The organism is Streptomyces sp. NPDC059009 (assembly GCF_042740175.1).
Classification (GTDB): domain Bacteria; phylum Actinomycetota; class Actinomycetes; order Streptomycetales; family Streptomycetaceae; genus Streptomyces.
The window spans coordinates 69,397-82,649 of the sequence record NZ_JBHYJB010000016.1 but is presented as its reverse complement, the minus strand read 5'-3'; the positions used below and the strand labels follow the sequence as shown (position 1 = coordinate 82,649).

The 13,253-nt window shown below is 72.5% G+C and carries 13 protein-coding genes; 6 read left to right on the top strand and 7 right to left on the bottom strand.

Annotated elements, in window-relative coordinates:
- Positions 1-168: 168 nt before the first annotated feature.
- Genes ACFWYM_RS18010 through ACFWYM_RS18000 form a run of 3 tightly spaced genes read right to left on the bottom strand, consistent with a single transcriptional unit; the run spans position 169 to position 3,196 of the window.
- Complete coding sequence (locus ACFWYM_RS18010; RefSeq protein ID WP_384837357.1) at positions 169-1,038, bottom strand: heme ABC transporter ATP-binding protein; 870 nt, start codon at positions 1,036-1,038, stop codon at positions 169-171.
- Positions 1,035-2,102 carry a FecCD family ABC transporter permease gene (locus tag ACFWYM_RS18005; RefSeq protein WP_384837595.1) on the bottom strand — a complete coding sequence of 356 codons (1,068 nt, stop codon included), beginning with the start codon at positions 2,100-2,102 and terminating at the stop codon, positions 1,035-1,037. The genes ACFWYM_RS18010 and ACFWYM_RS18005 overlap by 4 nt, the downstream gene beginning before the upstream one ends.
- A gap of 32 nt (positions 2,103-2,134) precedes the next feature.
- Positions 2,135-3,196 (bottom strand): hemin ABC transporter substrate-binding protein, encoded by a 1,062-nt coding sequence (locus tag ACFWYM_RS18000; RefSeq protein ID WP_384837354.1) that lies wholly within the window; start codon positions 3,194-3,196, stop codon positions 2,135-2,137.
- A 155-nt stretch (positions 3,197-3,351) separates the two neighbouring features.
- Here ACFWYM_RS18000 and ACFWYM_RS17995 point away from each other — a divergent pair, with 155 nt between their 5' ends.
- Genes ACFWYM_RS17995 through ACFWYM_RS17985 form a run of 3 tightly spaced genes read left to right on the top strand, consistent with a single transcriptional unit; the run spans position 3,352 to position 7,143 of the window.
- Positions 3,352-4,839 (top strand): HtaA domain-containing protein, encoded by a 1,488-nt coding sequence (locus ACFWYM_RS17995; RefSeq protein ID WP_384837352.1) that lies wholly within the window; start codon positions 3,352-3,354, stop codon positions 4,837-4,839.
- A 55-nt stretch (positions 4,840-4,894) separates the two neighbouring features.
- Entirely contained in the window at positions 4,895-6,439 is a 1,545-nt protein-coding gene (locus ACFWYM_RS17990) for an HtaA domain-containing protein (protein ID WP_384837349.1), read from the top strand.
- A complete protein-coding gene (locus ACFWYM_RS17985; RefSeq protein WP_384837347.1) occupies positions 6,436-7,143 on the top strand; it encodes a PhzF family phenazine biosynthesis protein in 708 nt (235 codons plus the stop codon). The genes ACFWYM_RS17990 and ACFWYM_RS17985 overlap by 4 nt, the downstream gene beginning before the upstream one ends.
- Before the next feature lie 47 nt (positions 7,144-7,190).
- On the opposite strand, the gene ACFWYM_RS17980 is transcribed toward ACFWYM_RS17985, so the two are convergent.
- Together ACFWYM_RS17980 and map are read right to left on the bottom strand one after the other, a co-directional pair.
- Complete coding sequence (locus ACFWYM_RS17980) at positions 7,191-7,850, bottom strand: heme oxygenase (biliverdin-producing) (protein ID WP_384837344.1); 660 nt, start codon at positions 7,848-7,850, stop codon at positions 7,191-7,193.
- A 128-nt stretch (positions 7,851-7,978) separates the two neighbouring features.
- Entirely contained in the window at positions 7,979-8,836 is an 858-nt protein-coding gene (gene map, locus ACFWYM_RS17975) for a type I methionyl aminopeptidase (RefSeq protein WP_384837341.1), read from the bottom strand.
- A gap of 80 nt (positions 8,837-8,916) precedes the next feature.
- Here map and ACFWYM_RS17970 point away from each other — a divergent pair, with 80 nt between their 5' ends.
- The gene (locus ACFWYM_RS17970; protein WP_384837338.1) at positions 8,917-9,153 is read left to right on the top strand and encodes a hypothetical protein; all 237 of its coding nucleotides are present in this window, start codon (positions 8,917-8,919) and stop codon (positions 9,151-9,153) included.
- A 173-nt stretch (positions 9,154-9,326) separates the two neighbouring features.
- Here ACFWYM_RS17970 and ACFWYM_RS17965 read toward each other — a convergent pair whose 3' ends face one another.
- Positions 9,327-10,613, bottom strand: coding sequence for an MFS transporter (locus tag ACFWYM_RS17965; RefSeq protein WP_384837592.1), 1,287 nt, complete (start codon positions 10,611-10,613; stop codon positions 9,327-9,329).
- Positions 10,614-10,701: 88 nt separating this feature from the next.
- Complete coding sequence (locus ACFWYM_RS17960) at positions 10,702-11,319, bottom strand: hypothetical protein (RefSeq protein WP_384837335.1); 618 nt, start codon at positions 11,317-11,319, stop codon at positions 10,702-10,704.
- A gap of 79 nt (positions 11,320-11,398) precedes the next feature.
- Here ACFWYM_RS17960 and ACFWYM_RS17955 point away from each other — a divergent pair, with 79 nt between their 5' ends.
- The gene (locus tag ACFWYM_RS17955) at positions 11,399-12,532 is read left to right on the top strand and encodes an exo-alpha-sialidase (protein WP_384837332.1); all 1,134 of its coding nucleotides are present in this window, start codon (positions 11,399-11,401) and stop codon (positions 12,530-12,532) included.
- A 9-nt stretch (positions 12,533-12,541) separates the two neighbouring features.
- Positions 12,542-13,246, top strand: coding sequence for an NADPH-dependent F420 reductase (gene npdG / locus ACFWYM_RS17950; protein ID WP_384837329.1), 705 nt, complete (start codon positions 12,542-12,544; stop codon positions 13,244-13,246).
- Positions 13,247-13,253: the final 7 nt, after the last annotated feature.

The following is a 13,253-nucleotide window of genomic DNA, read 5'->3' as shown; positions in this document are numbered from 1 at the left end:
GGGCCGTCCATGGGCAGGCAAAGGGAGGGTCAAGGGGGGTCTGCGGGCAGTCGTGCCGCAGGCCGCACGGGTGGGCGCAGGCACCCCGTCGCCGGGCAACTCGGCGCACAACCCGCACCGACGTCACCACGGGTGCCCCCGCGTGAGGGTGCGGGCTGTTCTCCGGCGTCAGCCCGCCTCCCGGACCGGGGTGACCAGCGGCGTCCCCGTCCGGGGGTGCGGGAAGACCTCGACCCGCTGCCGGTACACCCGCGACAGCAGCTCCTCCGTGAACACCTCGCCGGGCGCCCCCTCCGCCGCCACCCGCCCGTCGTGCAGGACCGCCGCCCGGTCCGCGTACGCCGCCGCCAGGCCCAGGTCGTGCAGCACCACGACGACCGCGTCCCCGGCCGCCGCCCGCTCCCGGCACAGCCGGAGCACCAGCTCCTGGTGGCGCAGGTCGAGCGCGGCGGTCGGCTCGTCGAGGAGCAGCAGGGGCGCGCGCTGCGCCAGTACGCGGGCCAGGGCGACGCGCGCCCGTTCCCCGCCGCTGAGCGCCGAGAAGGACCGCGCCGCGAAGGCGCTCACCTCCGTGGCGGCCAGCGACTCGGCCACCACCCGGTCGTCGTCGTCCTCGTACGGGGTCCCGGCCCAGGGCGCCCGGCCCATCCGGACGACCTCCGCCACCGTGAACGGGAAGGAGAGCGCGGCGGACTGCGGCAACACGGCGCGGCGCAGGGCGAGTTCGGGGGCGGACCAGCCGGTGGTGGGGTGCCCGCAGACCCGTACGACCCCCTCGTCCGCAGGGAGGTCGGCGGCGAGCGCGGCCAACAGGGTCGACTTGCCCGCTCCGTTGGGGCCGACGAGGGCGAGGACCTCGCCCGCGCGTGCCGCGAGCGTGACCCCGGCGAGGACGTCCCGGCCGCCGAGCTGGACCCGCACCCCGTCGGCCTCGGCGAGCGGCTCGCCGGGCACGGCAGGGGCGGGCGGCTCGTGCGCGTGTCCGCTCAGCTGTCCGCTCAACCGTCCGGTCAGCTGTCTGCCCAGCCGGAGGATCATGCCCAACCCCCTTGCCTGCGACGGGTCCTGCGCAGCAGCCAGAAGAAGAACGGGCTGCCGAAGAGCGCCGTGAGCACCCCCAGCGGCAGCTCGGCCGGGGCGGCCACGGTGCGGGCCGCGAGGTCCGCGCCGACCAGCACGACGGCGCCGCCGAGCGCGCTGCCCGGGATGAGGAATCGGTGCCCGGGACCTGCCGCCATGCGCAGCAGATGCGGCACGAGCAGCCCCACGAACGTGACGATCCCGGCGACCGCCACGGCCGCCGCGGTGAGCAGCGCGACGACGAGGATGAGCACGATCCGCAGCCGCTCGACATCGACTCCGAGGTGCCGGGCGGGCCGCTCCCCGAGCGCGAGCAGGTCCAGCTTCCGTGCGTACCACGGCGCCACGACCAGCCCGGCGAGCGCGCACGGCAGCACCGCGAGCACCTTCGGCCAGGTCGCCTGCGCCAGCGAGCCCAGCTGCCAGAACGTGATCTGGCTGACCTGGGCGTTGTCGGCGAAGAAGAGGAACAGGCCGATGAGGGCGCCCGCGAAGGCGTTCACGGCGATCCCGGTGAGGATGAGCGTGACGACCTCGGTGCGCCCGCCGTTGCGCGACAGCACGTACACGAGGAGCACCGTCGCGAGGCCCGCGAGGAACGCGCACACCGTCACGGTCCAGTTCCCGAAGAAGCTGAGCCCGAACGCGATGGAGGCGACGGCGCCGACGGCCGCGCCCGAGGAGATCCCGATGACGCCGGGCTCCGCGAGCGGATTGCCGAACACGCCCTGCATCAGCGCCCCCGCGCACCCCAGCGACCCGCCCACGAGCAGCGCGAGCGTCACCCGGGGCAGCCGCACGTTCCACAGCACGCTCTCGCCGACCCGGTCCAGGGCGGCGCCGCCGAGCCCGATGCGGTGGCGCACCGAGCCGAGGACGTCCCCGAGCGGGATGTCGTAGGCGCCGATCCCGGCGGAGAGGAGGCAGAGGAGGAGCAGGGCGGCGATCAGGGCGAGGGTGAGGGCGGGGGCGACGGGGCGACGGCGTGGCTGCGAGGCGGCGGCAGCCTCCTGGGCGGTCAACTCGCCCGTGGCGTCCGCCGGTTGTGTGGCCGTCACTCTCCGTCCGCCCGGTACAACTGGTCCACCAGGGACTTCAGGACCTGGTCGGTGCGGGGGCCGTAGTTGAGGAGCGTGCCGTCGTCGATGGCGACGACGCGGCGGTCGGCGCCCGCCGGGGTCTCGGCGACACCGGGGATCCGCACGAGCCCGTCGACGCCGTCCACCGACTCCAGGCCCTTGGTCATGACGAGGATCGCGTCCGGCGCGGCCGCCGCGAGCGCCTCGCTGGTGATCGGCGTGAAGTCCTTCTTCAGGCCCGACGCCTTGCCCGCGTCGACGGCGCCCGCCGCCTCCAGGAGCGAGCTCGCCCCCGACGCGCGCCCGCCGAGCAGATACACGGAGGCCGAGCCGCGCAGATAGAGGAAGGCCACCCGGGGCCTGTCGGTGTGCGCGGGGACGGACTTCCGCACCCGCGAAATACGCTTCTGTGTACGGGACTTGAGCTCCGTGCCCGCCTTCTGCACGCCGAGGGAGCCCGCCACCGCGTCGATCCTCCGGTCCACGTCGCCCAGGCTCTTGGCCGGGTCGAGCACGACGACGGGGACGCCCGCGTCACGTATCTGGCCGAGGGCCTCGGCGGGGCCCGTGGTGGTGTCGGCGAGGACGACCGTCGGCTTCAGCGACAGCACGCTCTCGGCCGACACATCGTGGGCGCGGGTCACCACGGGCAGCTTCTTCGCCTGCTCGAAGGTGGCGGTGATGTCGCGGGCCACCACGTGCTTGCCGAGGCCGAGGGTGAACACGATCTCGTTCAGGGACCCGGTGAGCGGCACGATCCGGCTGGTGTCCTCGACGGTCACCTCGTGGCCGTCGGCGGAGCGGACGGTGACGGGCAGTTGGGGCCGGGGCGTCGACTTCAGGGGCTCGACGCGATCGGCGGGCGCGCTCTTCGCATGCGCGGCGCCGGACCCACCCTGGCCGCCGCCACCTCCGCCTCCGCCTCCGTCGCCGGAGGTGCCGCACCCCGTCAGAAGGAGGGCGAGCGCGGCGGCGAGCGTGCCCGCGAGGCGAAGAGCGCGGGGCTGTGAGCGCGGCTGTGAGCGCTGCGTGCGCACCGAAGTCCACCGTCCTGTCGTGCTGTTGGGGTGCCGGTCGAGGTTGCCGGGGCGGGAGGGGTTCCCGCCCCCGGTGATCGTAGTTTAGGTTAGCCTTACCTAAATCGCTAGGTCCCGGGTGGCCCTGGCATGTGCACAGGTGCAGGAGGAGTCCGATGTCCACGTCGGCACACATACGCGCGGCCGTCCGCAGGCCGGGCATCACCCTGATCGCCGCGCTCGTCTCGCTCGTCGTGCTCGCCGGAGTGCTGCTCACGGCGACGGCCGCGCACGCCGAGGAGCGCACGGTGCGCGGCGGGCGGCTCGACTGGGGCATCAAATCCTCCTTCCAGAGCTACGTCACCGGGCCCGTGGCACACGGCAGTTGGACCCTTCAGGGCGGTGCCGCGACGGTCGGCGACAGCCAGTTCCGCTTCCACTCCGCGAGCGGCGGCTACGACCCGGACAGTGGCGCCTTCCGTGCCGCGTTCTCCGGCGGCGTGCACTTCACCGGCCACAAGAAGGGCGGCTCCTACGAGCTCGACCTGACCATCGGCCGCCCCACCGTGAAGGTCTCCGGCGGCTCCGGCACGCTCTACGCCGACATGGTCAGCAAGGAGAAGGGCACCGGCAAGGTCACCACGGCCGCCCAGGTCCCGCTCGCCTCGCTCGACGTGTCCGGCCTCGACATGAAGGGCGGCAGCGGCCCGATCGCCCTCACCGGCCTTCCCGCCACGCTCACTTCACAGGGCGCCAAGGCGTTCGCTGGGTACTACGCGGCGGGCACCCGGCTCGACCCGGTGAGCCTCTCCACGGACCTCGCACCGAAGCCCGCGGCCGAGAACCCGTCCGGGAAGGGCGCCGAGAGCCCCGCGAAGGACAAGGACAAGGGCGGCAAGGGCAAGGGCGACAAGGACAGGAAGGGGGCGAAGGCGGCGGGCCGCATCGAGGACGCCGCCGTCGACTGGGGCGTGCGCCGCACCTTCCGCGAATACGTCACCGGCTCCATCGCGCACGGCAAGTGGACCCTGTCCGGCGGCGCCCAGGACGGCGGCGCGCTCTTCCGCTTCCCGCGCGGCGAAGGCACGTACGACCCGAAGAAGCACACCCTCGACGCGGACTTCGCGGGCGGGATCCGCTTCACCGGAAAGCACGGCCTCGACATCGCGCTCAGCAAGGTCACCGTCGCCGTGCGGGACGGCAGGGGCACCCTGTCCGCCGACGTCGACAGCAAGGACCTCACCGCGAAGAAGACCCCGCTCATCACCTTCAAGGCCGGTCGACTCGCCCCGAAGGACGGCCTGGTGACCCTCACCGAGGCCCCCGCCGAACTCACCGCCCAGGGCGCCAGGACCTTCGGCTCGATGTACAAGGCGGGCACCGCGATGGACCCCGTCTCCCTCTCGGTCGCCCTCGACGCCGACGCGCAACTGCCCGCGCTGCCGGACCTCGGCTCGTCCGCGAGCCCGCAGCCCGAGGCGAAGAAGGCCGCCGCCGACACCGAGAGGACGGCGAAGGCGTCGGACGGCTCCTCCGCCGGCTCCTCCTCGGCCGTGCCGATCGGGATCGGCGCGGGCGTCGCGGTGCTGCTCGCCGCCGGGATCACCTTCGGGGTGCTCCGCAGGCGCAGCGCCGCCACCGAGTCCACCGAGTCCACCGACTGACCTACGACGAACGCCACTTCATCACCCTCGACGTCCCTCAAGGAGACCCCCGACCATGGCTGCCATCCGCCGCCCCATAGCCCTCGCCTCGGCCGCCGCCACCGCCGTGGCCCTCGGCGCCACCGTCCTCGCGGCCGCCCCCGCCACCGCGGCGGACACCCCGCTGAAGGACTACCGGCTGACCTGGGGCGTGAAGGAGAGCTACCGCACCTACGTCACCGGCATGGCGGCGGGCAGGATCACCCCTGCCGGGGGCGCCGAACAGGCCAAGGACAACGGCCCGTTGACGTTCGTGGACGGCACCGGGTCGTACGACACCGACAAGCACACCGTCTCCCTCGCCTTCAAGGGCAGCGTCAACTTCACCTCCAAGCTGCACGGCTTCGACGTCAAGCTGTCGGACGTCCGCTTCGACAGCGCCAAGGCGAGGATCACGGCCGACGTCAGCAAGGACGGCGGCGCGGCGCAGGACGACGTGCCGCTCGCCGACGTCACGGTCACGCGCTCCATGACCGACATGAAGACCAAGCTGACCAAGGAGGCCGACGAGGCGCTCGGCGGGGGCGGCCGCTACACCGGCGCGGCCGGCGACCCGCTGACGGTCGCGCAGAAGTCCCCGGAGCCCACGCCGACCCCCACCCCGACGAAGACTCCGACGCAGCCCCCCACGGGCACGGCGTCCCCGACCACGAGGCCGACGGGCACCTCCGCCCCGACAGAGACCACACACCCCGGGCCCACGTCGTCCACACCTTCCACGCCTTCCACGGCGAAGCCGAGCTCCTCGCAGGGCCGCCCCGAGGGCACGGTCTTCGACGGCTCCCTCGCCTGGGGCGTGAAGGAGTCCTTCCGCCGCTACATCGAGTCCGGCGGCACGGCCGCGCTCTCCGGCGGCGCGCAGAAGAACGACAACGGCTACGACTTCCCGTACGCCAAGGCCGACCTGGACTCCGACGCCAAGAAGCTGACCGCGTCCTTCGGCGGCGCCGTCCGCTTCCAGTACAAGGCGCACGGCATCGACATGAAGTTCAGCGACATCAAGGTGGCCGCCGACGGCGCCAAGGGCACGCTGACGGTCGACGTGACCACGCCCAAGGGCACCGACGACGACGTGAAGTTCGCGACGCTCGACCTCTCCAAGGTCTCGTACGAGCCGAAGGACGACGTCGTGGTCCTCGACAAGGTCCCGGCGGCGTTCACGGCGGCGGGCGCGCGGCAGTTCGCCAGCGACCAGGCCCCCTCCCAGTACAAGGAGGGCGACCCGATCGACCCGGTGACGCTGGCGCTCACGCTGACGGCGGACGGCAAGCTTCCGTCGGGCGGGACGGCCGGGACGGGTGGGACGGGCGGCTCCGCCGGATCAGGAGACTCCGGAAACTCTGGCAACTCCGGCAACTCCGGTTCCACGGGCGGCGGTTCGGTCTCCCTGGGTGACGGCGCGGACACCGTCGGCGGCGGCTCCGGCTCGCTGGCCAGCACCGGTGCGGGTGTTCCGTCGGGGGCGCTGCTCGGCGCGGCGGGCGCGGTCGTGGCGGTGGGCGCGGGCGCGATGTACGCGGCGCGGCGTCGGCAGCGGACGGATGCTTCAATGCGGGGATGAGCGAATTCCCCGATGCCCTGGACTCCCTCGACGTGGTGCGTGTCTTCTGCGGGCCCGACGGCCGGCACGGCAACGAGTTGGGAGTGGTCCGCGACGGGACCCTGCTGCCGGACGTCGCGGACCGGCAGGCCCTCGCGGGCAAACTCGGCTACAGCGAGACGGTGTTCGTCGATGACCCCGAGCGCGGGGTCATCGACATTTACACCCCCAGCGCGCGCCTGCCCTTCGCGGGCCACCCGTGCGTGGGCTCCGCCTGGCTCCTCGACCTGCCGGAACTCCGCACCGAGGCGGGCGTCGTGGAGGCGCGCCAGGACGGGGAGTTCACGTGGATCACGGGGCGGGCGGAGTGGGTGTCGGGCAAGGCGACGCGACAGTACGCGAGCGTCGCCGAGGTGGACGCGCTCGGGATCCTGCCGCCCGGTGAGTGGATCTACGCGTGGGCGTGGGAGGACGAGGCGGCGGGGCGGGTGCGGGCGCGCGGGTTTCCCGGGCGGGGTGACGGGATCGACGAGGACGAGGCGACGGGGGCGGCGGCGCTGCTGCTCACGCAGGAGCTGGGGCGCGCGCTGAACGTCCGCCAGGGGCGGGGGTCGCAGATCCTGACCGCGCCGGGGCCGGAGGGTGTCATCGAGGTGGGCGGGCGGGTTTCCCTTTCCCCGCCCCCGCTCCTTCCCGAGCCCTTTTCCGAGCCCCTTCCCGAATAGCCGCTCCGCGGCCCTGAGTTGGCCGGTATCGCCTGAACGGCTCGTCCTCAAGCAGTGAGAGGGAACTCTGATCCCAGCTCAGCAAAGACCGCCGAGTTCAAAGCGAAAGCGTTCTTGCACTCGTCGATGATGCGGTGGCGCTCCAGGTCGTCCCGCACCGCCTCGTCGAGGCCGTCCAGGAGTTCGCGGTAACTGCGCTTGAACGCGGCCGGGTTGGAGATGTCCTCGAAGACGTAGAAGCGGACGCCGTCGCCCTTGCGGGCGAAGCCCCAGGTCTGCTCGGCCTTGCCGCGGATGATCTGGCCGCCGGAGAGGTCGCCCAGGTAGCGGGTGTAGTGGTGGGCGACATAGCCGCCCGGCCAGGTGCGCGCGCACTCCTCGACGCGGGCCGCGTAGGCCGCCGTGGCCGGCAGGGGCGTGAGGTGGGCGCGCCAGTGCGGGCCGCGCAGGTGCGCCAGGTCGCGCTCCAGTTCGGTGACGCGGAGCAGCTCCGGTCGTATGAAGGGGCCCGCGACGGGGTCGTCCCGCAGGGCGTCGGCGCCGTCCTCCAGGGCGCGGTAGACGAACCACAGCTGTTCCGTGTAGCGCGCGTACGCGTCGACGCCGAGCCTGCCGCCGAGCAGGTCGCTCATGAACGTCGACGTCTCCGCCTCCGTGTGCTGTTCGTGCGAGGCGGTGCGGATCAGCGTCGAGAACGGCGTGTTCATCGGGGGCCTCCGATGCCGAAGAGGAAAGGCGGGAACCAGTGCAACCGCGGTCGATCATTCCAAGTTAGGCTTACCTAAGTCAACTGGTTCCCGACACCCTGTCGGTAAAAACGCTACCCGCGGTCGGTTCAGGGAAGCGTAAGGATCTCCGCTCCGCTGTCGGTCACCACCAGTGTGTGCTCGAACTGCGCGGTCCGCTTCCGGTCCTTGGTGACCACGGTCCAGCCGTCCTCCCACATGTCGTACTCGTACGTGCCCAGGGTCAGCATCGGCTCGATGGTGAAGGTCATGCCGGGCTGGATCACGGTGGTGGCGTGCGGGCTGTCGTAGTGCGGCACGATCAGGCCGGAGTGGAAGGACGTGTTGATGCCGTGACCCGTGAAGTCACGGACGACCCCGTACCCGAACCGCTTCGCGTACGACTCGATGACGCGCCCGATGATGTTGATCTGGCGGCCCGGCTTGACCGCCTTGATCGCGCGGTGCGTGGCCTCCCGGGTCCGCTCGACCAGGAGCTTCGACTCCTCGTCGACGTCCCCGACCAGGTACGTGGCGTTGTTGTCGCCGTGCACGCCGCCGATGTACGCGGTCACGTCGAGGTTGATGATGTCGCCGTCGTCGAGGACGGTGGAGTCCGGGATGCCGTGGCAGATGACCTCGTTGACGGAGCTGCACAGCGACTTGGGGAAGCCGCGGTAGCCGAGCGTCGAGGGGTAGGCGCCGTGGTCGCACATGTACTCATGGGCGACCCGGTCCAGCTCGTCGGTGGTGACTCCGGGCGCGATGTGCTTGGCGGCCTCCGCCATCGCCTGCGCGGCGATCCGCCCGGCGGTCCGCATCAGCTCGATGGTCTCGGGGGACTGCACCTCGGGCCCCGTGTAAGGGGTGGGTGCCGGTTTGCCCACGTACTCCGGGCGCCTGATGTTGCCGGGGACGGGGCGGGTGGGGGAGATCTCCCCTGGTACGAGCAGTGACTGGCCAGACATGCCAGCGAGTCTAACCAGCAGGCTTGGGGCAGCATGGCTCAGAGAGCGGGACAGTGAACGGGACGGAGAGGAGCGCGACGATGGCCCTGTTCAAGAAGCGGACGCCGGTCGGTAAGCCGGGTGAGTGGTTCTACTGCCTGGAGCACAAGAAGGTCGAGGAGGGCCCGGAGTGCCCGGCCAAGGACCGCTTCGGGCCGTACGCGACCCGCGAGGAGGCGGAACACGCGATGCAGACGGCCCAGGACCGCAACCTGGAATGGGACACGGACCCGCGCTGGCACGACCGCAAGGGCGAGCAGGAGGAACAGAGCCCCTGATTCCGGGGGCCCTTCACTTCACCTGCCCTGGTTCGACTGTCTGTCGCAGAGTGCCGGGTGGGCGGGTGGGAGACCCGCCGCGGAGCGGCGAAGCAGTCACGCCGCGGAGCGGCGGAGTTTCGTCGCGGAGCGACGTGGTTGCCGTCGCGGAGCGACGGGGCAGGGCCACGCGCTCAGAGGGCAACCTTTTCCGCACCGGCCCGACTCCGCCGTACGGCATCCGCGTCGGAGTCCGTCGAAGCGTCGTAAGACACCAGCTTCGGCAGCGTCGCCGTGAGCACACCCACCGCGGCCACGCACACGAGCCCACCCGACCAGATGGCGGACCGGGTCCCCGTCCAGCCCGCGGCGGCGCCCGCCCGGACCTGGCCGAGCTGGGGGCCGACGCTGTACGAGAGGACCTCTATCCCGGCGAGCCGCCCGCGCAGCTCGTCGGGGATGGTCTGGTTCCAGATGGTGGAGCGGCCGAGTCCGCTGAGCATGTCGCCCGCGCCCGCGAGCGCCAGACAGCACAGCACCACCCACACGTTCCCGAACCACCCCGCCGCCGTGATCGCGAGCCCCCACCCGGCGGCACCGAAGACGACGAGCAGCCCGTGCCGCCGCACCCGTGAGGTCCAGCCGCTGGTGAGGCTCAGCAGGAGCGAACCCACCGCGCCCGCCGCGTACATGAGGCCCAGCGACCACTCCGCGTCCAGGTCGTCCGCGAGGAACGGGAAGATCGTGTTGGGGAAGGCGAAGAACATGGCCGCCATGTCGATGGCGTACGTGCCGAGCAGCACCGGGCGCGACCAGGCGTAGCGGGCGCCCTCCGCAAGGCCCCGCAGTGACGGCTTCTCCGCGTCGTGCGCGGCGGGGGCGGGGGAGAGCCGGGTGCACAGGGCGACCGAGGCGGCGAAGCCGGTGACCGTGATCGCGTACGCCGTGGCGTGGCCCGCGTAGGCCACCACGACACCGGCGAGCGAGGGCCCCGCGATCGCTCCGACGTTCCAGCGCAGCGAGTTGAGCGCGGCCGCCGCGGTGAGCTGGTCGTGCGGCACGATGCGGGCCATCAGGGAGTCGAGGGCCGGGCGCTGGAGGCCGGACAGCGCCGAGACCCCGGCCGCGACCACGTACAGGGGCCAGAGCAGCGGCTGTGGAAGCAGCGCGTTCACCAGCAGGATCACGGCCAGTACGCCGAGTGCCGCCTCGCTCAGCAGGATCACCTTGCGGCGGTCGACGGCGTCGGCGAGCGCGCCCCCGTACAGGCCGAAGACGATCAGCGGGACCAGCTCCACGGCCCCCATCGCGCCGACCGCGAGCGGCGAGTCCGTGAGGTCCTTGATCTGCAGCGGCAGCGCGATCATCGCCATGAAGCTGCCGAAGTACGTGACCAGTCCCTGCACCCAGAGGAGCCGGAAGTCGCGGGTGGAGCGCCACGGCGAGAGGTCGGGCAGGACCGCGGCGAGCCGCCGCCGCAGCGGGGGCCGGGGGTGAGATGGAGAGGGATGGTCGTCTTCGTTCACGAACAGCCATGCTCAGCGGCCGACCGTGGCCACGGCAACCGAATTACCAGCGCGCGGGCGGCGGCGCCGTCAACTGGTCGGCCAGCCGCGAGAGTCGGTCCCGGAAGCGGCGTCGGCCCCGGGGCGCGGGCAGTGAGTTCTCGCCCGCCGCCGCGCTCACCAGGTGCTGCACCGTGTCCAGGTCGACGTCCGGGGTCTCGGGCACCGTGAGGGCCTCGTGCGCCATCGCGCGCAGGTCGTGGTCGCCGCCGGCCGCGTCGCCGCCGTCCAGGGTGAGCACCGTGGCGCCTGCCGTGCGCGCGTCGTGCACCCGCTCCAGGAGCCGGGCGCCCGGCGCGTCCGGGGCCACCACCAGGAGGGTCTCGCCGCGCCGGGCCGCCTCGATCCTGCCGAGCCCCACCGAGAGGTGCGCGGGGCCGCCGGGGTGCGCCTCGTGCCGTACGAGGGTGGGGGTCAGTTCGGGGGTGCCGGACCAGGCCGCCTCGTCCACCAGGTGCGCGGCCAGGTGCCAGGGCTCGTACGCCGGGGTGCCGACGAGGAGCAGACCGCCGCCGTGCGGCACGACGGACGAGCGCAGCGTGCCCGCGAAGCGGCGCGTCGCGGCGAGACAGTCGGTCCCGGCGAGCACTTCGCGGAGGAGTGCGACTCGTACGGCGTCCATGGAGTCGCATCCTGCCCCAACTGTGCAGTGGTCAGGCCGAGTTCACTTCAAATTCGCCCGGGGAGGGGAAGTGAGAGAGATGGCATATGAGACGTCAGTTCCCTTCCGGGCGGGCCGCGAGGGGTACGCGAGCTTCCGCATCCCCGCCGTCGTGGCCACGGTTCCCCAAGCTCTCGGCTCCGCTCGAGCAGGGGAGGCCCCATTCGGCTCCCTCCTTGCCTTCTGCGAGGGGCGGGTCGGCTCCTCCAGCGACGCGGGCAACATCGACATCGTGCTGAAGCGGTCCACCGACGGCGGCCGCACCTGGGGCCCGCTCCAGGTCGTCGGCGCGAACGGCGCCGACCTCGCGGGCAACCCCGCCCCCGTCGTCCTCGACACCGGACGGATCCTCCTCGTCCAGGTCAGGAACGCCGCCGCCGCGACGGAGGACGCCATCCGGCGCGGCCAGGTCTCCGCCGCCGACGGCCGCCGCGTCTGGCTCCAGCACAGCGACGACGACGGGCTCACCTGGTCGGCGCCCCGGGAGATCACCGCCCAGGTGAAGAAGGCGAGTTGGCGCTGGTACGCGACCACGCCCGGCCACGCCCTCCAGGTGGCCGGTGGCCGCGTGGTCGTCCCCGCCAACCACTCGCTGCCGCCGACCGGCTCCGACAACGGCACCGAGGGCAAGTACAACGGCGGCCACTGCCTGCTCAGCGACGACCGGGGCGAGACCTGGCGCATCGGCTACGTCGACGACAACGTCAACGGCTACATCAACGTGAACGAGACCACCGGCGCCGAACTCCCCGACGGGCGGCTCTACTTCAACACCCGCAACGACTCCCCGGCCCCGGGCAACCGCGCCGACGCCCACTCCCTCGACGGCGGCGAGAGTCTGCTCAAGCCCTTCCGGCCGCAGGCGGGCCTGGTCGCCCCCGTCGTCGAGGGCTGCGTCCTGCAGCTGCGCGACCCGGACGTGCTGCTCTTCTCCGGTCCCGCCGACCCCGGCGGCCTGCGCGCCCTGCTCACCGTCCGCCGCAGCCACGACGACGGCACCACCTGGGAGCCCGCGCACACCGTCGACGGGCTGCCCGCCGCCTACTCGGACCTGGTGCGGGCCGACGCGGGCGCCGTGGGACTGCTCTACGAGACGGGGGACTTCAGCGCGTACGAGACGATCACGTTCCGGCGGATACCGGTGGGTGAGCTGACCCGGCGTACGCCTGAGTAAGGTCGCCGTATGACCTCTACCGACAGTGTGCAGAAGGCCCCCGCCAAGGACCCCTGGGAGCTGCCCGATGTGTCCGGGCTCGTCGTCGGCGTGCTCGGCGGCACCGGCGACCAGGGGCGCGGGCTCGCCTACCGGCTGGCCCGCGCGGGCCAGAAGGTGATCATCGGCTCCCGCGCGGCCGAGCGGGCCGAGGCCGCCGCCGCCGAGCTCGGCCTCGGCGTCGAGGGTGCCGACAACGCGGAGTGCTCGCGGCGCAGCGACATCGTGATCGTCGCCGTGCCGTGGGAGGGACACGGCAAGACGCTGGAGTCCCTGCGCGAGGAGCTGAGCGGCAAGCTCGTCGTCGACTGCGTGAACCCGCTCGGCTTCGACAAGAAGGGCGCCTACGCCCTCAAGCCCGAGGAGGGCAGCGCCGCCGAGCAGGCCGCCGCCCTGCTGCCCGACTCCCGGGTGACGGCCGCCTTCCACCACCTGTCGGCGGTGCTGCTCCAGGACGAGGCCGTCGAGGAGATCGACACGGATGTGATGGTCCTCGGCGAGAGCCGCGCCGACACCGACGTGGTGCAGGCCCTGGCGGCCCGCATCCCCGGCATGCGCGGTGTCTTCGCCGGGCGGCTGCGCAATGCCCACCAGGTGGAGTCGCTCGTCGCCAACCTGATCTCGGTGAACCGCCGCTACAAGGCGCACGCCGGGCTGCGCGTGACCGACGTCTAGGACCTTC

Coding starts and splice junctions, on each gene's coding strand:
- ACFWYM_RS17985 (WP_384837347.1), top strand. CDS start 6,436: ATGAGCGAATTCCCCGATGCCCTGGACTCCCTCGACGTGGTGCGTGTC.
- ACFWYM_RS17960 (WP_384837335.1), bottom strand. CDS start 11,319: ATGGACGCCGTACGAGTCGCACTCCTCCGCGAAGTGCTCGCCGGGACC.
- ACFWYM_RS17970 (WP_384837338.1), top strand. CDS start 8,917: ATGGCCCTGTTCAAGAAGCGGACGCCGGTCGGTAAGCCGGGTGAGTGG.
- ACFWYM_RS17980 (WP_384837344.1), bottom strand. CDS start 7,850: ATGAACACGCCGTTCTCGACGCTGATCCGCACCGCCTCGCACGAACAG.
- ACFWYM_RS18010 (WP_384837357.1), bottom strand. CDS start 1,038: ATGATCCTCCGGCTGGGCAGACAGCTGACCGGACGGTTGAGCGGACAG.
- npdG (WP_384837329.1), top strand. CDS start 12,542: ATGACCTCTACCGACAGTGTGCAGAAGGCCCCCGCCAAGGACCCCTGG.
- ACFWYM_RS17990 (WP_384837349.1), top strand. CDS start 4,895: ATGGCTGCCATCCGCCGCCCCATAGCCCTCGCCTCGGCCGCCGCCACC.
- ACFWYM_RS17995 (WP_384837352.1), top strand. CDS start 3,352: ATGTCCACGTCGGCACACATACGCGCGGCCGTCCGCAGGCCGGGCATC.
- ACFWYM_RS17955 (WP_384837332.1), top strand. CDS start 11,399: ATGGCATATGAGACGTCAGTTCCCTTCCGGGCGGGCCGCGAGGGGTAC.
- map (WP_384837341.1), bottom strand. CDS start 8,836: ATGTCTGGCCAGTCACTGCTCGTACCAGGGGAGATCTCCCCCACCCGC.